Origin of the sequence: Desulfamplus magnetovallimortis (genome assembly GCF_900170035.1) — a bacterium.
GTDB classification, from domain to species: Bacteria; Desulfobacterota; Desulfobacteria; order Desulfobacterales; family Desulfobacteraceae; genus Desulfamplus; species Desulfamplus magnetovallimortis.
On record NZ_LT828549.1, the window covers coordinates 42,878 to 62,370 of the forward strand.

Here is a 19,493-nt window from a genome sequence, read left to right on the forward strand (position 1 = left end):
AATGTGGCAAGATCCTATAGTTGCTGAAACACGTGCATTACGAGAGCAATACGCAAATAAATTTAATAATGATCCAGATGCTATATTTAAGGATATTATGAAAAGACAAAGTGTTCCAGGAAAGAAGTTGTTCTCTTTTCCCGCAAGAACAAAAATTATAGTACATAATGTTGCACAACAAGGCACTCCAGGGGACGCTGAGAACGGGAGCGGTTCCCGCGAAAGCTGTGGGCGGCACACCTGAGCTTGCCGTGGTACCGTACTTTCATTGTGTGTTCACACTTCCCAACCGGATTTTTCCTTTTTGTCTTTTCAATCAGAAGGTGGTGTACGATCTGTTGTTCAGAAGCGTTGCAGACACCCTGCTAGCATTTGGACATGAGCCAAAATGGGCTGGAGGAAAAATCGGTTTTTCATGGTGCTTCACACCTGGGGTCAGCAGCCCTGTGCATCCTCATATTCATTGCGTGATCCCCGGCGGAGCCTATGATGAAGCCACCGGAGAGTGGATTCATCACAAGTATGAGCGCAACAATTTTCTCTATCCGGTCAAGGCACTGTCCAGGGTTTTCCGTGGTAAATTCATTTCCGGGCTGGAAGATGCCTTTTGCCGGGGCGAGTTGAACTTTCCGGAAGAGCTGGCCTCCATGGACGGGTGCGGTAACATCCTCAATGGAGATGCCGAAGAGTTCATTGAAATCAGAAGGGAAAGGCAGCAAAATTACGTCAGGAAAACTGTGGAGGTGATGAATTCATCATGATTGGACAGCCATCAGTCATGTACAATCCCGGAGCATCTTCACGATGTCGTGAAAGTGAATGGGGTGGTGTTAGTTCAAAGGCAATTTTCAATGAGAGAAAGCATATCCGGATGGGGATTGCCCCTGATTTTGCAGGTTTTCCGGACAAAATGAGCATGGAAAAGCCGAATTCATGCCGGAATTTGTTGACGGGCTGTGCATTGGATAGTACAGGAAATATAGTTTTTCTATTAGCAAACAATGTGCCACTGATGGGAAAAACATTGATTTGCGGGGGCTGAAGATAAAATTCGGCTTCATATAACAAATCGTACCACAGTCAGCCGATTAGGGCTGTGGATGTATCCCAGGCTTTTGCGGCTGACTGTGTACTCAACGTTCTGTGTACTCAACGTTAGCTGTATCAGGTTGTCAAAGGAAGGCAAATGTTTAAGAACCAGGTTATCGAAAGAATAACAAAAGAGTTTGGAAGCCCAGCTAGAGAAACTGTGAAAGTTACAGCTTGGGATGTAGGGGAAGACCTGGGTGTGGTGGTACAAACAGACCAGCCAAACAAAGAAAATCAGGCATTTGTATGGTTACCGTACCCGCCAGATTCAGAATCCTTACCAGAAATCGCCCTTGAGTATGCCGCTGAATCAGGTCGCCACAGCAACACATACCCATCACCAGGCCTTGAAAGGGGAAGACCCGCATTAAAACTGATCGTAACCAGTGATGAAGAACTCGATGATTTAATAAGTTATATAAAGGCATTCAAAACCTTTGGCCCACTTCCAGAGTTTAAAGCTATCCCTTCTCCTGAAGAATCAACGGAGCCCGTTTCAGAAGATAGTTTGATTCGTGTCGATATAGCGGCTATGCCAAAACCTAAGCCGAAAAAACCTAGGAGGGAAGCCATACCTCGCGCAGTCCAAAGAGAGGTTTGGCAAAGAGATGGTGGTCAGTGCGTCGAATGTAATTCAAAAGCAAAGCTATGTTTCGACCATATAGTGCCTTTTTCAAAAGGCGGAAGTAACACCGTCCGAAACCTTCAGCTGCTTTGTGAACGCTGTAACCTATCGAAAGGGAACAGAATCTAAACAACTAACCAGGCGCTGCACCGGACGGCAATTCCGCTAAGCTCCATTGCCGCCGGTGAGCTTTCCGTTAGCCTGCTTAATCTATTGAATTAACAGATTTATCTTTAATATCATTCTGTTAATCCTGTATAAGCTGCAATTTTTAAGCTCAGTTTTTTGTTTTAATCTTGAGTTTTTAATATAAATCCCACATTGAGCAGGTGATTTTTACCGTGAAAATGGATACACAAATTTTCATATTCGGGGGTGGCTGAGTCACAGCCATTCCGTTTATAAAAAAATGATTTACAATCTCACTGTCTTTAAACCACTACAGAGAAAGCGATAAAGATGAAGATGGAATTAGAAATAAGTCGATTAGATCACTATGGTATCGTTGCCGGTGTTATCAAAGATCTGAAGCTGGTAGAACAAATAGATAACCTGCTGGGAGTCCATGAACAGTCGGAGATCAGCCATGGAGAAGCCATTGCCGGTATGATTCTCAATGGTCTTGGTTTTACAGACCGACCGATTTCCTTAACCCCTCAATTTTTTGAAAACAAACCGCTGGAGCTACTATTTCGTCCGGGAGTTCGGGCGGAACATTTCAATCGTTTTAAACTTGGGCGTACTCTGGACAGCGTTCATGCTTATGGGTGTGAAGCACTATTTGGTCTCCTTGCTGCATCAGTGTGTCGTCAGGAACAAGTAGATTGTAGTTTTGGGTGCGAGGACACGACGAGTTTTTCCACTACCGGTGAACATTTGCCTGATGAAGATATTGGGGCGATCACGATCACCCATGGATATTCCAAAGATCACAGGCCTGATTTGAAACAAGTCGTCCTGGAGCTGATGGTTTCTCAAGATGGGGGAATTCCACTTTTAATGAAATGCTGGAGTGGCAATGCTGATGATAATAGTATTTTCCAGCATCGAGCCAAAGAGCTGATAGAAGCCTGGAAGGATGCGGAAAATCCACGATACCTTATTATGGATTCAAAGGGCTATACCCAAAACAATGCTATCAATTTGAAATCGTTGAATTTTATCACTCGAATTCCAGAGACAAATGCCCCTGCCAAGGCAACCATTAGTGATGCTTTGAATCAGGATAACTGGGTAATTTGGGATGAAAATAGAAAATACACCTGTTTTGAAATAGAGCATTATGGCATTGGGCAACGCTGGATTGTTGTTTTTTCAAAAGCCGCTTTGAATCGTTCTGAAAACACCGTGGAAAAAGCCAGTATCAAAGAAAAAACCAAGATTGACAAGGCTCTCTATCATTTACACGCACAACGCTTTAAAAGTGAGACAGAAGCCCTTGAGGCTCTGAAAAAAATATGTAAACCGTGGAAATATTACGTTCTGCAAGAGGTTGAAATTGAAGAACACAAAAAGTATTTGAGTACAGGCAGACCTGCTAAAAACAGTCCATTTGAACTTGAGTATATGATTAAGTGTAAAGTAGAGAAAGATTTGGAACGAATCGATAAAATCATAAAAGAAAAGGCCTGTTTTATAATTGGTAGCAATATTCCACAAACTGAATTAGACGATCTTGAAGTGCTTCAAGGCTATCAAGGGCAGGATCATGTTGAGAAAGGTTTCGGATTTATAAAAAGCCCGTTATGTTTTGCCTCATCATTTTTTCTGGAAAAAGCAAGCAGAATCGAAGCTTTGATAATGGTAATGACTTTAGCTCTACTTGTTTACACAACTGCACAGAGGCGCTTGAGAACAGCATTGGATCACGTGGATGAAACTATTCCCAATCAGATTAAGCAGCCCAGCAAGCGTCCTACTATGAGATGGATTTTTCAACTTTTGGAGGGGATCAATCATGTTGTGATAAGGGAGGGGAAGCAGATTAAAGTAATGTTAGAAGGCCTCAATGAGTTACGCAGAAGAATATTATCATTATTAGGGACTTCTGTTGCAGCAATATATCAAGTAAAGCCTCGAGTTGAGATGGCTTTGTAAAGAGTTAATGGCTCTTTGTGGCTATTTGATTACAAAAGTTAATCAACGAATCTTGAAAATAAAAAATTATCATTTTTTTAAATTTTAAATGGTTATGATTGAAGAATGCCTGTTTGATTGAGATACATAAGATAGTCGAAATTTAATTTTAAAAAGGTTATTTATATTCAAATGTATTATCAAAAGAAATTAACGAACAATTCAGAAAAAGGATGAGGCTACCTGCTCAATATAGGTAAATGATGTTCTATCAAAATATATCATTTGATTTGAAAAGCAGAACAACGTTAATAACTTACGAAGTCTGATTTTTTAGTTTGAGATCAGCCTTCCAAAAATATAAAGAAAGTATGGTGATATATGTTGAATTTAAAACTGAATATTCAGCCCCAGACTGAAAAAAGATTGAAAAGAATTCTGACATACACCCAGGATGAGGAAATATTTGTTCAGAATATTATTGAATATCAGATTAAGGAATTACAGAAAGGTATAATGAATCTCCGATTGGATATGAAAGAGTTCGAAGAAAAATACAGAATGTCATCTGACGAATTTTATCATAAATTTGAGCAGGGCATATCTGGAGATGACGAAGATTTTATTGTGTGGTCGGGAATCTATGAAATGTTCTGTGAAAATGAGAAAAAACTCAGTGAACTGATATGATCGAAAAATATTTTTTACAGCTTGAGCATATTATTCAGCAATTTTCGAATATTCGATCTCTTACTCTGAAGAAAAAGATTTATAATACCAGGCAGGGGTATATTACAGGATCAGTCATCTTTGAAAACGGTTATAGACTGGATTTTACAGAAGTCAGAAATACCGATTTAAAATCCAAAATAAAGTACCGTTATCAGTATATGAACGAATTAATGGAACAAATTTTCCGCTATGATAATGCTCCTCATCATTCCAATATTAATACTTTTCCTCACCATAAACATGAAAAAGAAGAGATTAAAGAGAGTGGTGAACCTACACTTTCTGACGTACTTACTGAGATTGCCGGAATTCAACGAAAATAGCAAAATACAGCAGGCTAACCCGGCGCTGAACTCGGACGCAAAAGGGTTCCGGTCGCTAGCGCTCCCTCCAACCTTTTGCGCCGGTTAGCTTAGCGTGTGCGACACGAAGTCGCATAAATATTTGTTATACTTGAATAACTTCATGATATAACCTGATGTTCTGCCATCAGTATCCTACCCACTGAATAAAGAGCGTGGGGACAGAGGAAGCCTCATCTTCGGATGGTCACCAAACCGTGAGGGGCGGTGGCGACTGCGAGCACCAATGCGGTCGGGAGCCAGGATTGAGTGATATGGCTAACATATGTGAATCACTGATAAAGATCGTCAGCTAAAACAGACAAAAGGTGCTGATATGCCTGAACCAAAATGGTAAGCGGTCAGGTTCGGGACGTGCGCTTTGTCCCGACGCAGATGTAGTACCGTCGGTCGAAAAGTGGAGCCTAAGTCACTTGTAAGGTATTTATGCGGAACGTGGTAAGCCCGATTGTCTCCATATCTTAATAGATGTGGAAACCGAACCGTAAGGGGAGGCCATGGGCAAGCGGGTATGGGATTTCGGAGGAAGCGAATGCCATGCTGTAATGGTGTGGATATGGGTTCAAACTTTGCCCAAACCTGAAAGGGTGCAGACTTCCGGATGGTCTTTCATCACAAGATAGCCTGAGAACGGCACAGAAACAGGAAATCGTAGATTGGGAACAGCCATGAAAGCTGTTGGCGCGAGCCTGAGTAATTCGATGGAAATAGAATGGCACACCATCAACTGGAATTGTGCCCATCGAAACGTGCGTCGCCTACAGGTGCGTATTGTGAAGGCTTTTAAGGAAGGGAAGCACAGGCTTGTCAGAGCCTTGCAATATATCCTGACCTGTTCGCTTGGCGGCCGTGCCCTGGCAGTCAGGCGTATAACAGAAAACAAAGGCAAAAGAACAGCGGGTATTGACGGAGAACTTTGGAATACCCCAAAACAGAAAACAGAAGCGGTTCAAGAATTAAGAAAGAAAGGATACAAAGTAAACCCACTCAGAAGAATTTATATTCCAAAGAGCAATGGTAAAAGAAGGCCGCTTGGGATACCGACCATGAAAGATAGAGCCATGCAGGCACTATGGAAATTAGCGGTAGATCCCATAGCCGAAATGGAAGCAGATCCCAATTCTTATGGTTTCAGGGAATGCCGAAGTACAGCAGATGCAATGGAGCAATGCTTTATATGTCTGGGTCGTACAACATCGGCACAATGATGGTAAGGGGTATGGTTGTGATGCTCGGGTTTCATCATACGTGATCTAAAATTCCCCCGGCGGATAGACGGACGCTAACCCATCGTGTAATATCAGTGGAACAGGGTAAGCCCAATTGTCTCCATTTAAGTATGGAAAGCAAGCCGCAAGGTGAGCCCATAGGCAAGTGGGTAAAGGAGGTCGGAGAAAGCAAATGCCGTTATGTAATGTAGCGTATAGAGGGTTATCCCTTATCACGAAAGTGAGCAGACTTCCGGCAGGTGTTGAATCACGGGAAATGTTTGGATGATTGTATCTTAATGGTGAGGATAGATGATGACTGCTATAGCCATTGACGGCCTTAAGAACTTTGATTTTGCGTGGAAATCCATTAACTGGAAAGCTATGCAAAACAATGTAAATCGTTTACAGGCACGTATCGTGAAGGCAGTAAAGGAAGGGAGCAAGGAAAAAGTTCGCAGCCTGCAACGTCTGTTATCCATGTCATTTTCAGCTAAAGTATTAGCAGTAAAACGGGTATCAGAAAACAAGGGTAAGCGGACACCAGGTGTCGATAATCGACTACTTGACTCGGCAAAGAAGAAACTGCATCAGGTTTTAACTTTAAACCGTGCAGGGTATCACTCCCAGCCATTAAAACGAGTATATATCCCCAAAAAGAGCGGAAAGAAAAGGCCGCTGGGCATTCCTGTCATGAAAGACAGATCGGAGCAAGCCCTGGAATTACAAGGACTTGACCCTGTGTCAGAATGCAAGGCAGATTGTCACTCTTATGGATTCCGTAAAATGAGATCCACTCAAGACGCCATGGGAGCCTGTTATAACGCTTTAAGGCGTAAAGGCAGTGCAGACTGGGTACTTGAGGGGGATATTAAAAGTTGCTTTGATTGTATCTCCCATGAATGGATGCTTGATAACATCCCGATGCACAAACAAAAACTCAAAATATGGCTGAAATCCGGTTATCTTGAAAGGGGAATGTTTCATCCCACAAAGGAAGGTACTCCGCAAGGTGGTATTATTTCACCTGTACTGGCCAATATGGCACTTGATGGAATGGAGGAATTGCTGAAACGCAACTTCAGGAGACAAGAGAAAATCCATATGGTTAGATATGCGGATGACTTTGTAATAACCGGAAACTCCAAAGAACTGCTTCAATACGCTGTAAAACCTCTATTGGTGCGATTCCTTAAGGAAAGAGGATTGACTTTGTCAGCAGAAAAGACCCTGATTACTCATATTGACGAGGGATTTGATTTACCGTCATGTGGTCAGTTCAGAAGTATTTGGTAAGATTGATCATGCAATATGGAATTTTACATGGCGTTGGAGTCGCAGAAGGCATCCCAATTTAGGAGGCTTGGGAGTGGTAACACTCCCCGGCTATCCGACACGGCGTGCCAGAATGCTCGTTAAATTAAATCTGTCCCCGCCACCGCTCACTTATGGGTTCGGCTTTTCAAAATCAAAGTGCACGAGTTATTAAAAAAAATTGCAACTAGTTTTTTCTATTTGCAGCAATTCTAATTATGACTTTTAATCAATTCCTTTGGCGTGTAACTATCTGAAATCACATTGATGAAAATTATCATTTTCTTGGTTTTAAACGCATCTGACTCCAAAATTAGAATTGCTGTTCTATTTGACTTAATATCGTATAAACATTATATTTGTATTCATGACTTGGGAAATATTATTCAGCGAGGAATACGAAAGTTGGTTCAAAAAGTTACCTCAAAGGCACAAGGTTGCCATCGCAACAGATTTAGAAGTGTTGCGAGATATTGGGCCAATGCTTGGGCGGCCTCACGTAGATCAAATTAAGGGTTCTAAATTCAAGAATTTAAAAGAATTGCGAACAAAAGTTCCTGGCCATGTTTATAGGAGCCTCTTTGCCTTTGATCCAGAACGTAAGGCTATCATGTTAAGTGGTGGAGATAAAAAGGGGAAGAATCAGGATCAATTTTACAAACAGCTTATTGCTCAAGCTGAAGTTGTTTTTGAAAATCATATAAAATCACTCCAAAACAAGTAATGGTGATATTATGAAAAATTTAGATAATATAATTCAAGAAAATTTTTCAAGTAAGGAAAGAGCCGAAATACGGCTGAAATCTAAAGAGAAAATTGCATCAATTCGTTTACAACAAGTTCGAAAATCATATAATATAACACAAAAAGAACTGGCAAAAGCGATGGGATTGTCACAGTCGGCATTGTCAGAACTCGAAAGGCGTCCTAATATTACCTTAAATGCAATGCAACGCTATGTTGAAGCTTTAGGAGGACATCTTGAAATTAAAGCAATTTTTAAAGAAGGAAAGTCAAAAATTACCGGAATAGATATAATTTAAAACATAGCTGACCTTAGATATTCTAGGCCACTAATAGGCAAAAACCGGATGCCAAACCCCAAAATGCACCTGACAAAAGCCGCAGGCACTTTTTGTAATCCGGGTTTTAATGAGAGAGCGGGGTCGGGCCATCATAACAGATCATAATCATTGAGAAATCTCTCTATTTGCCTCAATATAAAGGGCTTATATCGAACTTTTTGACACCGAAATCAGAAAATGGCACGAGCAAAAAGACATTATATTCCTGGCCAGTTGTGGCACATAACCACCGCTGTAACCAACGAGAATTTCTTTTGAAATTTGCCAAAGACAAAAGGGTATGAATTCAATGTTTGTTTGAATCCAAACGACGTTATGGGTTGACCATTTTGAATTACGTGGTGACCTCCAACCATATTCATCTTTTGGTGGTCGATGATGGAGTCCGTGAGACCATACCGAAATCCATACAGTTGACAGCAGGACGTTGTGCCCAGGAATACAATCTTCGAAAAAAACGCAAAGGTGCATATTGGGAATATCGTTACCATGCAGCCGCCATTGAAAGTGGGAGACACCTGAGTAATATGAGCTGAGAGAAGAAACATACCCCTATGACTTCAATTTGTGGTCTAAAAAAGAAGATATATCCCTTGAAAATATGTACTGTTGGACTTAATTGTAAATGATTTCAAGTTATTATGGTGGCCCGACCCCGCAGATACCGCAGATAATACCCGCAGATAAAGCTATTAACGAAAAGCGAAGAGGTAAAACAACTCCGGTTGATCTGAATCTACTATGAAATCATCAACAACAAATAGATTTTGGAAATGCTATGAGGAACTTTTAAAAATCAATTCCTAAGTCAAAAGGAAACAAATAATGCCTTATGTGAATATAAAAATTACCAATGAGAATGTAACCCCTGAAAAAAAATCTATATTGATTAAGGGTGTTACAGAATTACTACAAAAAACTCTTGGTAAAAACCCCGAGACCACTGTTGTGGTAATTGATGAAGTCAATACAGACAACTGGGGTATTGGAGGCGAGAGTGTTACTGTAAGAAGAAATAAAGGACAATAAATATTGCTCATAACCAGCCAGTGCAGCTGACCCAGAAAGCTCGCCTTTTCAACAGGTTGCGCAATTCAAAGCTTTCGCTTCATCTAATAAGCTGACGGCTTTCTGGGAAGCTGACAGGCAATATTATGATTTGAGACATGTTGAAACCTAAGCCAAAAATAATCGAGTTAGAACGGACGCATAAATAATACTCGCAAATAGTGATGAAGAAATAATATGTTTGGCGAAAAAAAACTGAGAAAAATTCAGGATAACATCAGAAACAGCGGCTGGAGAATTCAGCATATTCCATGGCAACCTGAGGGCAAGTTGGAGATGTATAATCCCGGCAGTCCACTTGCCTGGTTTGCAATTATTGCAGGTTTTTTCTGCTTTTTCGGTGGGCCTTTTACATTTAGTTATCAACGTTTTCCAGTATGGGTTGGGATTTCCATAATGGTGACAGGATTAGCATTACTTATGAGTAGTCGCTTTATTGCAGGGCGTGATTTGTACGGGAAATTTGTTGCAGTTGAAGGAAAATGCATTGATAGGGAAGTCCAGGAGTTTGAGGATATTGATACAGACGGTAATTTAATCAGGAATACTTTCTGGGCATCAAGGATACTCTGTGAGTTTGAATACCAAGGGGTAGCGTATCAGGTAACGCCCATCATTGTAAAGATGGTTGCCTGCAGTAGAGAAGAAGAAGCGAATCAATTCCTGGATGAAAGAATAGGAGATGGCGGTAGGTGTATCCTGTGGATTAATCCAGATAATCCGCTACATTGCGTCTTTCATAAAAAACCAAAAACAGGGCCATATACTGCCTGATAATTGCAGGTTGGTATTTATCAAAAAAAATGCTTGAATTTGTAGGTAAGTAGTTTTATGCAACCAATTGTAAAAAACAATTACATGGCCAGCCATTTCACCTGACCTCCACTTCGCTGCGCTCCGTTACGGCAGGTGAATTCAGCGTTGGCCTTTGTTCTATTACATAAAGCGGAAAATCCTGATTCTAATTTATTTTGTGGTTTAGTCAAAAACGAGGCATAATCGTCCAAAACGCTAACAGTTCCTCTCCAATTTACAAGTTAAATCGGTTTGTTTATCATTAAAATAAATTACATAATTTGCCAATCTTAACTTCTATGTCGGGATGTAGTACCTGAGCACAAAAAAAATTAGAATCAGGAATTTCCCCACATGAGCGTGATAAAGTGCCTTCTTTACATAAAAGGCGTCTTTGTTGCACTTCAGGACTTAGTGCATTGTTAAAACTAAAAATTAGGATTGTGAGATTTTTAACGCGCTTGTCAGACGAGAATGTCCGGAAGATAGTAACCCTAAAATTTCAGTGCTGACAATGCATTAGACTGTGGCTCACCCCATAGGGATAACATCAACCCCTTCAGGCACAGTGAAGTGAAACAGGGAATCATCCAGCTCACCAAATTCAATTTCGCTGAAAGTTATCTCTGTTGTATCTCCATATGCATTTGTTGTGGTAACTTTTTGTATAATATAACTATCCTTTATCACCCTGATCTTTATGGATGCAATGTCCGGGGTTTCATTTTTGGGTACCATGGTAAGGTAAATAGCTGTTGTATCTAAATTATTTTCACTGACAAACAGCGTATAGTCCTCCCGCACTGAACTTATGTCGGAAAGAAAAGCTCCACCTGCACCACCTCTGAAAAAAACTGCTGCATCGCCTTGTAATACCTGTTTTTCCTCCGGCCTGTAGATCCATAGATTTCTGCCATCTGAAATTATTTTGTGTATTTCAGGTTCCTTGTATTCCCATCGCATTTTTCCAGGGTGGCTGAAGAATGCACGGCCCCAGGCATCTTCTGATATTCCAAGTGCTTTAAGGGTTGATCTTTGATGATAGGCACAACTGAAATTGCTTCTGGAGTAGAGCTTTTCAATGGCAGAAACTATGGCCTCTTCCTTTTCACTTGAAAAGGAAGTTGATACAAGTTTTTGATCACCATCTTGTTTTGCCTTGCCTTGGGGCAAATCCATGTTGTTTTCCTGTTTTTGGGAAAGAACAGAAATGTTTGTTGTGTCAGGTTCATTTTGAGCTGCCATCACGTATAGAGGAAAAAAAATTCCATATGAAGAGATCATGATTGAGATATAAAAAACTATGGTAAATTTACGGATGAAGCTTGTTATCATTTCTGTTCGTTCCTCTTTTTAAAAATTTTGAACCATGATGAAAAGGATTTAGGAAGATTGTCAGGTATAAACTCAAAATCGACATCTTATTGCTTTTTTAGAAGTTATTGCATTTGTCTGAATCAGGTTACCAGGATAACCAAGATGTTCAAGATAGGTAATCCTGCCTTATCCTGTTAATCTTGGAATCCTGATTCAGACAGTGTTGACAAGGCCTATAAGATCATAGGTTTCGACTTTGAGTATAAAACGCTTTGAACCTTTGAAATGTCAGAAACATTACCCGACAATCAAACCTACCTTGAAAGAACACTACAAAGTAACTGTCTTATTGAAGGTTCTCAGAGATAGCCTATCATTGCTGCTGTTGCTGCTGCATTTGTTTCATCATCTCCTGCATCTTTTTTATCATTTTTTCTCTTTCTTCAGGTGTGGGAATTGACTGCCCGCCTTTTTTCTGCATGGAATTGATGTCGTCCATTGAAGGCATGTTACCAGTCTCCATGATGCCGGCTGGGGCTCCTTGCATGAGGGAGCTCATGTCAGGTATTCCCATTGCCTCTTCCATACTTTTTGCCATTGTATATCCGGCAGGAAGTTCAAAAAGAGAATCCGGCTGTTTTCCGGTTTTGATGTTTTTGGCAAGATTTGAGATTGTTCCGGCAGGGTCTGGCAGAACCATGACTGTTTTTAATGCGTAGTTTAGTTTGTCAGAATACCAGACTTTCATGTGTACCGGGGGCTGACTCTCTTCAAATTTGACATTGCCCTCAAATATGTCACATGAAAAGTCTTCAATTTTTTCATTTCCGATTTTTTTCATGTTGTTATGTGTTGCCCATGTTTTAAAATCAGTAATATCCATGTTTGCAATCGGGTTATTTTTTTTAACCTCGTTAATATCTGAAATATAATATTTTTTTGTATCATCAAAAATCTGATAGATCTTTGGGCGTTTCATAATGGTAATAATTCCCATCATTTCAGTTCGGGATATATCACTGTTTTTATGGTATATTTTTCCGGTCTCCTGCATTAATGAAGAGTTTGTCTCCATGTCTGCTGAAAACTCCTGGGCGGATATGTTTGCTGTTGTCATTAAAAACATGGATATTGCAGTTAAAAATAATTTTTTCATCTTAAAATCTCCTTTATGTAAGTTCATGGTATAGGTATTTCCATTTTTATTCTTCAAAAACAAGTGGGTATGGACAAGTCCTCCCAAGGACACTTTTTTCTTTGTAAATGGTCATGGTCGGCATTCAGTCACTCCCGAATATGGAAATTTGTATCTATTTCCACGGCAAAAGCCATATAGTACGGGATAAAATATTTTGTGGCAATTGCTTTTTTTATGTGATACACATCTGTATCTGAAAAGAGAGTTGCACAATTATATCCGGAGGGTACTATTTATATGGATACATTCATCCTGGATCGGAAAAATCTCGAACTGGTACTGGACAATCTCAGGGACGGTATTATTGCCCATGATATGGAGCGAAGAATTCTTTTTTTCAACAAGGAGGCGGAAAAAATAACCGGCTACAGCAAAAAAGATGTTCTTGGAAAAGATTGCCATCTTGTCTTTGAAGCTCCTTTCTGCGGAGAACGATGCTCTTTTTGCAGCAGTGAAAGCCTTCCGGATTTTAACAGAAAGATAGAATATCCTGTGGCAATAACAACAAAGGATGGAGAGATTCGCCGGATCGAGATGTGCGTGACCGGTATAATGGACAAAGGGGTTCTCAAGGGAGTTATTGCCTCTTTCAGAGATATGACAGAACATGATGCTCTACTTGCAAGAGCACAGGAGATGACATCATTTTCCGGCATAATCGGCAGGGACAGGGAGATGCTTCATCTTTTTCAGCAGATAAGGGATGTGGCGCCATATGACTATCCTGTTCATATCAATGGAGAGACAGGAACCGGAAAGGAGAGGGTTGCAGCAGCTCTTCATAATGAAAGTAAGCGTGCAGGTGCTCTTTTTGTTCCTGTTAATTGCGGTGCAATTCCCGAGGGGCTTGTAGAAAGTGAACTTTTTGGACATGTAAAAGGAGCATTTTCAGGTGCTGTAAAGGAGAGAAAAGGGCGGTGTGAACTTGCCCACAGGGGAACTCTTTTTCTTGATGAAGTAGCAGAGCTTCCCAAGCAGGTTCAGGTAAAGCTGCTGCGTTTTTTGCAGGAGGGCTCCCTTGAAAGGGTTGGAGGGGAAAAGAGCATAAAGGTGGATGTCAGAATCATAAGCGCTACAAATAAGGATCTTGCAGAAGAGGTCAAAAAAGGTACATTCAGAAAGGATCTCTATTATCGGCTTAATGTAATTCCCATAACTCTTCCGCCTTTAAGGGACAGAAAAAATGATATTCCTCTTCTTGTGTCTCATTTTCTTGAAGTAGCCCGAGATGATCATGAAGATGCGATTCCTGAGTTTTCAAAGGAAGCATTGAGTATAATGATGGATTATTCCTGGCCGGGCAATGTGCGGGAGCTTCAGAATGCAGTGCAATTTGCCATAGTGAGGTGCAAACAGGAGAAAATAATGCCATCTGATTTGCCCATGGAGCTTTTGAATATGGTTTTGGAGCATAATGGGGGAAACAACGATACTCCTCACTCAAGGAGTGACCGTGGGGCAGGAAGTGCAAGCCATGGCAAACTTGACAGGAATTCGGTTAAAAATGCCCTTGAGATTACAGGCGGTAATAAAGCAAGGGCTGCCCGTTACCTTGGTGTGGGTAGGGCAACCCTGTATCGTTTTCTGGACAGATTTCCTGATGCCGGAGATATTGAAGTTTATCGTTACTGAGCCTCTGCCTGGACATGAAAATCAACACAGACATCTCTGTTTCAGACTTTTTCCGGCCAGTTCATTTCTGTTATGAGTTCAGCATTGCATTCTTCTGGCCAGTCAATTTTCGTTATGAGTTCAGCATTGCATTTTTCTGGCCAGTCAATTTTCGTTATGAGTTCAGCATTGCATTCTTCCGACAAGGCAATCTTCTTTATGAGTTCAGTATTTTCCTTGCAGATTCATCGTTTACATCAGAAACATGTGGAATACCGGTCTCCCTTGCAGTTTCCCTGTTTCCTGAAAAGATGTCATGTCGGGAGATCTGGCTGAGCGAGAATTTTCTGGCCCCTGCCATGAGCTGCTGTAAACCACATCCCAGCTTGTCGGCCAATGTGTAGAAAGCAATTGCACCGTAAGGAATGTTTTTCATCTCATCCTTTCCGATTTTTTCCTCAAGTGAGTGGTATCCAACAAATATTTCGTCTGCGGTTTTGCCCACCTCAAGCACTGTCTTGGGAAGCTCGTTCCAGTTTCCATTTACCTTTGCCCTTCTTTCAGGATAGATTGCACCTTCAATATTTGCACCAAGGAATCCCGGTACCATGATGGCTCTTCCCATGCATATAAGCTTTGTATATGGTGCACCAAGTGCAAGTGCCTTGAATATGTGATCCTCAAGTGCAAATCCACCTGCAAATGACATGTCAACAACCCTTTTGCCCTTTGCAGAGATAACATTGGCATACTCATATGCCTTGGAGTGAAGGTTGATTGATGGAACTCCCCAGCTCTGCATCATATTCCATGGACTCATGCCGGTACCACCGCCTGAACCGTCAATTGTAAGAAGGTCAAGGGAAGCATCTGTGGAGAATTTTATGGCCATGGCAAGTTCTTCCATTCCATATGAGCCAGTCTTGAGGGTAATTCTATCAAAACCCAGGCTTCTGAGATATTCAACTGTACTCATGAAATCTTCCCGAACCTTTTCAACGGAATTGAGGTTTGTTGCTCCAAGTCTGCTGTGACGGGCAAAGGATTTAATTGCACCCTGCTCAAAACCCCTTTGAACTTCAGGTATGGATGGATCAGGGTCAACTACGTAGCCTCTGTCTTTAAGGAATCTTGCATAGTCAAGGCTTCTAACCTGGATTTCTCCACCAATATTTTTGGCTCCTTGCCCCCATTTAAGCTCAATTATGCATTTGTTTCCATATTTGTTAATAACATACTCAGCCACTCCGTTACGGGTATCTTCAACATTGAGCTGAACAATGATGGCACCATAGCCGTCATAATAGCGCAGGTATGTATTTATTCTGCGATCAAGCTCAGGAGCTACTTCAATTTTACCCTGTTTTTTGTCGCCTGGATTAATCTGGGAATTTCTATCAACTCCAACAACATTTTCACCTATTACAACAGGAATACCCACAAGAGCTCCACCAATTGCAAATGAATCCCAATATTTCTGTGCAATGAATGTGGAACCAAGCGCTCCTGTCATCAAGGGCATGCGAACCTTTGTTTTTACCTGATTGCCAAATTGGGTTTCCAGGCTTACATTTGGAAAGATACAGTCGTCGGGGCTGTTGGTAAGATTTTCTGTCAGGCCCTGGGCTCCATATGCATATCCTTGAATTCTCAATGAGTTGTATGAGACACCTACATGGGTTGTATTGTTTGCCCCTGCTGTCACAAGTCCGAAACTTCTGGGGTAGAGTAGTTTACGTCCTACCATACTTGAGAGCCATGTTTCGCATTTTCCCTTGCAGTCGGCTCGGCATAGAGTGCATAGACTTGATTCAGTTGCATCACCACGGTTGGCAGTTCCAATTACATCGTTTTTTTTGGAAAATCTCATTTGTTGTCATCCTTGTTAAAATTGAGGTTTCTGGAAATTTACCCACTTTGGGTCTGGCATAGCATTAGTAATTTCCTAATGTTAAACTCATCAGTCAAAAAATTATCTCTCTGTGAGTACCAAACATAGTATTTTCAAAATAATCGAAAACACAATATAAAGACGGCATCCTTCGTTTACCGCCTTACACTTTTCGGGGCACTATGCCAATTTGTGCGAACTCTTTCCCGAGAAAAGTGTACTATCCCGAAAAAAGCGTAATGTACTTTTGGGATGATATGAAGAATGCCATAAAGACTTTCATCTTTTTGATTGCGATGCATGGTGCATCATGGCCTTAAGGAGAGCTTCACGCCTGACATGAAAAACCAGAACAGGTTTCCATGCCAGAATCAGGAAGTTACTATTTCAGAATCATTATTGATTGTCAATTATTCTTTTAAAATGAGTAACCTTTTATAAGAAAATTCCGCAACTGCAAAAAAGCAATAAGATGTCGATTTTGAGTATTAAATATGAAAGCTATCTCCTGGGGCTGAAACGAACATCAGTTTTACTACCACAAAGTGAGATTGTTATCATTGACAACCCGCATTTTGTGGCATACTTTTCAACCTGCTCAACTCTTCTTCAATTTTATTTCAAGAATTGTTATTCAATGAGAAACTTCTTTGGAACCGTGGCATCCTTCATTTGCCGCTTAACCTTAACGTAATACCATGCCCATTTTTCGGGAATCTTAATCCTGAGAGTGTAAGTTGCTTTTGTTTCGATATGAAAGATGCAGGAGTCGCTCATTAATCAAGGCAACCATAAAAAAAGAAAGAATTTTTATCATGAACAATATAGAGTTTAAAAAATAAGAGCTGCTTTTGGTAAAACCCAGAAAGAGATGGCACAGATACTGGGTACTTCCCTGAAAGCAATCCACAGTTATGAACAGGGTTGGAGGACTATACCTCATCATGTGGAAAGGCAACTGCTTTTTATTCTTTCAAGAATGGACCCTGAAAAACAGGATGTTAAAAAATGCTGGGATATCATAGATTGTCCTGATGAGAGACGGGAAAACTGTCCTGCATGGGAATTTAACTGCGGAGACATGTGCTGGTTTATCAACGGAACCATTTGCAGCGGTAAACCACTTAAAGACTGGAAGACAAAAATTGCTTTATGCAAGAGTTGCAGAGTGTTTAATCATTTTTTTGATCAGGAGTAGTGGTGTTATGTATTCAAACAGAAAAGCCTGCACGCTGGAAAAACAGAATGCAACATGCAAAAATGGCAATGAGATGATCTGTGCACACAGAAAAAACCTTCCGGATGTCATTGATAGTATTCTCGGCCAGATTGACGATGAGAACTGTTTTGCCCACATTGGGGATGAACCTATACATTTTACTACATCAATAAAGGAGATGATTGATAAATTCAGGGAGATACTTTTTCCGGGTTATTTTTCAAACGAGAAACTTGACGGAGCAAACCTGAAATACACAATGGGCCAGACCATATCAAGGCTTCATGATATTCTTGCAGCCCAGATTACTCATGTCTTACGACACGATTGTCTTCGTTATGATATGCAATGCAGTGAATGCGAAGCAAATGGGTATCGAACAGCTCTTAAGGTTATAGAGTCAATTCCTCGTTTGAGAAGATTACTTTCAGAGGATGTAAAAGGTGCCTATGAAGGAGACCCTGCTGCAAAAAGCCATGATGAGATAATATTCAGTTACCCGGGGATATACGCCATTACGGTTTACAGAATTGCCAATCTCCTTCATGGATTTAATGTGCCTCAATTGCCGCGAATCATGTCAGAACATGCCCACAGCATTACAGGCATAGATATTCATCCGGGAGCTGCAATTGGAAAACGTTTTGTTATTGATCACGGCACAGGTATTGTTATTGGCGAGACAAGCGTTATAGGTGACAATGTCCGTATTTATCAAAATGTTACCATAGGTGCGCTCTCTTTACCCCCAGGAGCTGGTGAAAAACTACGGGATGCCAAGCGCCATCCCACAATAGAAGATGATGTCATAGTATATTCCGGAGCCACGATACTTGGTGGTGAAACTGTTATTGGTGCCCGATCTGTAATAGGCGGCAATGTTTGGCTGACAAGCTCTGTTCCGCCTGACACAAAAGTTTTTATGGAAATCCCCAAACTTATCTATAAATATGAAAATGGAGGTATTCCCGATGGCCATATTAAATAGCATAACAACATCCTGCGGGCACACCCCCCTGATTTCTCTTTCAAGAATAGCCCCTGATTTACCTGGAAAAATAGTTGCAAAAGCTGAATTTTTTAACCCCATGGGCAGCGTAAAGGATCGCATAGGGCTTGCCATGGTTGATGATGCAAAAAAGCGCGGAGTACTGAAAAACGGTGGATTGATAATTGAGCCAACAAGCGGTAACACAGGTCTTGGACTTGCCCTTGCGGCCGCAACTGGAGGTTACAGGCTTATATTAACCATGCCGGAGAGTATGAGCATTGAAAGGCGCAGCCTGATGGCTCATCTTGGCGCAGAAATCATATTGACTCCCGCTGCTGAGGGGATGAAAGGTTCAATAAGAAAGGCAGAGGAGATTCTCAAAGATAATCCTGAAGCCTTTATGCCAAACCAGTTTAAAAACCCTGCCAATCCGGAAATACACAGAAAAACAACCGCTGAGGAGATATGGAGTGATACCGGCGGCAATGTAGATATTCTGGTAGCTGGCGTTGGTACAGGGGGGACAATTACCGGTATTTCAGAGGTTATCAAGGCACGAAATCCATTGTTCAGAGCTGTAGCGGTGGAGCCTGCAAGCTCTCCTGTTCTTTCTGGTGGAAAGCCTGGGCCTCATAAAATTCAGGGAATCGGGGCAGGGTTTGTTCCTGATGTTTTAAATATAGATATAATAGATGAAGTGATAGCTGTAAGCAATGAAGATGCAATGGATGCCGGTCGCAAACTTGCCCGCAAAGAGGGGATTCTCTGCGGGATATCATCCGGTGCTGCCCTTCATGCTGCCATGATTGTGGCATCAAGGCAGGAGAGTAGGGGCAAAACGATTGTTGTTGTGCTTCCTGATACAGGGGAGAGATATATAAGTACTGATTTGTTCATGAAATAGCCCCGAAT

Annotated in this window: 23 protein-coding genes; 19 read left to right on the plus strand and 4 right to left on the minus strand. The window is 41.2% G+C overall.

What is annotated here, in order from left to right; translation table 11 throughout:
• Position 1 precedes the first annotated feature (1 nt).
• The 15 genes from MTBBW1_RS16080 (at position 2) to MTBBW1_RS16145 (ending at position 10,333) form a co-directional block, all read left to right on the plus strand.
• The gene (locus tag MTBBW1_RS16080; protein WP_080804836.1) at positions 2-244 is read left to right on the plus strand and encodes a hypothetical protein; all 243 of its coding nucleotides are present in this window, start codon (positions 2-4) and stop codon (positions 242-244) included.
• A gap of 82 nt (positions 245-326) precedes the next feature.
• Positions 327-761, plus strand: a complete 435-nt coding sequence (locus MTBBW1_RS16085) for a transposase (RefSeq protein ID WP_186441381.1) — start codon at positions 327-329, stop codon at positions 759-761.
• Positions 758-1,042 (plus strand): hypothetical protein, encoded by a 285-nt coding sequence (locus MTBBW1_RS16090; protein WP_080804839.1) that lies wholly within the window; start codon positions 758-760, stop codon positions 1,040-1,042. Before MTBBW1_RS16085 ends, MTBBW1_RS16090 begins: the two co-directional genes overlap by 4 nt.
• Positions 1,043-1,186: 144 nt before the next feature.
• Positions 1,187-1,843 carry an HNH endonuclease gene (locus MTBBW1_RS16095; protein WP_080804840.1) on the plus strand — a complete coding sequence of 219 codons (657 nt, stop codon included), beginning with the start codon at positions 1,187-1,189 and terminating at the stop codon, positions 1,841-1,843.
• A gap of 336 nt (positions 1,844-2,179) precedes the next feature.
• A complete protein-coding gene (locus MTBBW1_RS16100) occupies positions 2,180-3,811 on the plus strand; it encodes an IS1634 family transposase (RefSeq protein WP_080805151.1) in 1,632 nt (543 codons plus the stop codon).
• 405 nt (positions 3,812-4,216) lie between these two features.
• Positions 4,217-4,480: a hypothetical protein gene (locus MTBBW1_RS16105; protein ID WP_207688541.1), complete on the plus strand. Its 264-nt coding sequence runs from the start codon at positions 4,217-4,219 to the stop codon at positions 4,478-4,480.
• A complete protein-coding gene (locus tag MTBBW1_RS16110) occupies positions 4,477-4,845 on the plus strand; it encodes a toxin-antitoxin system TumE family protein (RefSeq protein WP_080804845.1) in 369 nt (122 codons plus the stop codon). The genes MTBBW1_RS16105 and MTBBW1_RS16110 overlap by 4 nt, the downstream gene beginning before the upstream one ends.
• Positions 4,846-5,540: 695 nt before the next feature.
• Positions 5,541-6,092, plus strand: coding sequence for a reverse transcriptase N-terminal domain-containing protein (locus MTBBW1_RS16115; RefSeq protein ID WP_245809429.1), 552 nt, complete (start codon positions 5,541-5,543; stop codon positions 6,090-6,092).
• Positions 6,093-6,404: 312 nt separating this feature from the next.
• Positions 6,405-7,388, plus strand: a complete 984-nt coding sequence (locus MTBBW1_RS16120) for a reverse transcriptase domain-containing protein (RefSeq protein ID WP_222424077.1) — start codon at positions 6,405-6,407, stop codon at positions 7,386-7,388.
• Positions 7,363-7,581: a group II intron maturase-specific domain-containing protein gene (locus MTBBW1_RS30395; RefSeq protein WP_222424078.1), complete on the plus strand. Its 219-nt coding sequence runs from the start codon at positions 7,363-7,365 to the stop codon at positions 7,579-7,581. The genes MTBBW1_RS16120 and MTBBW1_RS30395 overlap by 26 nt, the downstream gene beginning before the upstream one ends.
• A 192-nt stretch (positions 7,582-7,773) precedes the next feature.
• Complete coding sequence (locus MTBBW1_RS16125) at positions 7,774-8,130, plus strand: type II toxin-antitoxin system RelE/ParE family toxin (protein ID WP_080804847.1); 357 nt, start codon at positions 7,774-7,776, stop codon at positions 8,128-8,130.
• Positions 8,131-8,140: 10 nt separating this feature from the next.
• Entirely contained in the window at positions 8,141-8,449 is a 309-nt protein-coding gene (locus tag MTBBW1_RS16130) for a helix-turn-helix domain-containing protein (RefSeq protein ID WP_080804849.1), read from the plus strand.
• A gap of 335 nt (positions 8,450-8,784) precedes the next feature.
• Positions 8,785-9,027 (plus strand): transposase, encoded by a 243-nt coding sequence (locus MTBBW1_RS16135; RefSeq protein ID WP_245809430.1) that lies wholly within the window; start codon positions 8,785-8,787, stop codon positions 9,025-9,027.
• 289 nt (positions 9,028-9,316) lie between these two features.
• Positions 9,317-9,520, plus strand: coding sequence for a 2-hydroxymuconate tautomerase family protein (locus tag MTBBW1_RS16140; RefSeq protein ID WP_080804851.1), 204 nt, complete (start codon positions 9,317-9,319; stop codon positions 9,518-9,520).
• Between the two features lie 216 nt (positions 9,521-9,736).
• Positions 9,737-10,333 (plus strand): hypothetical protein, encoded by a 597-nt coding sequence (locus tag MTBBW1_RS16145; RefSeq protein WP_080804853.1) that lies wholly within the window; start codon positions 9,737-9,739, stop codon positions 10,331-10,333.
• A gap of 552 nt (positions 10,334-10,885) precedes the next feature.
• Here MTBBW1_RS16145 and MTBBW1_RS16150 read toward each other — a convergent pair.
• Entirely contained in the window at positions 10,886-11,689 is an 804-nt protein-coding gene (locus tag MTBBW1_RS16150; protein ID WP_080804855.1) for a LolA family protein, read from the minus strand.
• A 355-nt stretch (positions 11,690-12,044) separates the two neighbouring features.
• The gene (locus MTBBW1_RS16155) at positions 12,045-12,827 is read right to left on the minus strand and encodes a hypothetical protein (RefSeq protein WP_080804857.1); all 783 of its coding nucleotides are present in this window, start codon (positions 12,825-12,827) and stop codon (positions 12,045-12,047) included.
• 279 nt (positions 12,828-13,106) lie between these two features.
• Here MTBBW1_RS16155 and MTBBW1_RS16160 point away from each other — a divergent pair, with 279 nt between their 5' ends.
• Positions 13,107-14,501 (plus strand): sigma-54 interaction domain-containing protein, encoded by a 1,395-nt coding sequence (locus tag MTBBW1_RS16160; protein ID WP_080804859.1) that lies wholly within the window; start codon positions 13,107-13,109, stop codon positions 14,499-14,501.
• Between the two features lie 41 nt (positions 14,502-14,542).
• On the opposite strand, the gene MTBBW1_RS28465 is transcribed toward MTBBW1_RS16160, so the two are convergent.
• Complete coding sequence (locus MTBBW1_RS28465; RefSeq protein WP_186441383.1) at positions 14,543-14,686, minus strand: hypothetical protein; 144 nt, start codon at positions 14,684-14,686, stop codon at positions 14,543-14,545.
• A gap of 11 nt (positions 14,687-14,697) precedes the next feature.
• Complete coding sequence (locus tag MTBBW1_RS16165) at positions 14,698-16,350, minus strand: glutamate synthase-related protein (RefSeq protein ID WP_080804861.1); 1,653 nt, start codon at positions 16,348-16,350, stop codon at positions 14,698-14,700.
• 892 nt (positions 16,351-17,242) lie between these two features.
• On the opposite strand from MTBBW1_RS16165, the gene MTBBW1_RS16170 reads away from it, so the two are divergent.
• Genes MTBBW1_RS16170 through cysK form a run of 3 tightly spaced genes read left to right on the plus strand, consistent with a single transcriptional unit; the run spans position 17,243 to position 19,485 of the window.
• Positions 17,243-17,569, plus strand: a complete 327-nt coding sequence (locus MTBBW1_RS16170; RefSeq protein ID WP_080804864.1) for a two-CW domain-containing protein — start codon at positions 17,243-17,245, stop codon at positions 17,567-17,569.
• Between the two features lie 7 nt (positions 17,570-17,576).
• The gene (locus MTBBW1_RS16175) at positions 17,577-18,578 is read left to right on the plus strand and encodes a serine O-acetyltransferase (protein ID WP_425430016.1); all 1,002 of its coding nucleotides are present in this window, start codon (positions 17,577-17,579) and stop codon (positions 18,576-18,578) included.
• The gene (cysK, locus tag MTBBW1_RS16180) at positions 18,562-19,485 is read left to right on the plus strand and encodes a cysteine synthase A (RefSeq protein ID WP_080804866.1); all 924 of its coding nucleotides are present in this window, start codon (positions 18,562-18,564) and stop codon (positions 19,483-19,485) included. The genes MTBBW1_RS16175 and cysK overlap by 17 nt, the downstream gene beginning before the upstream one ends.
• Positions 19,486-19,493 lie beyond the last annotated feature (8 nt).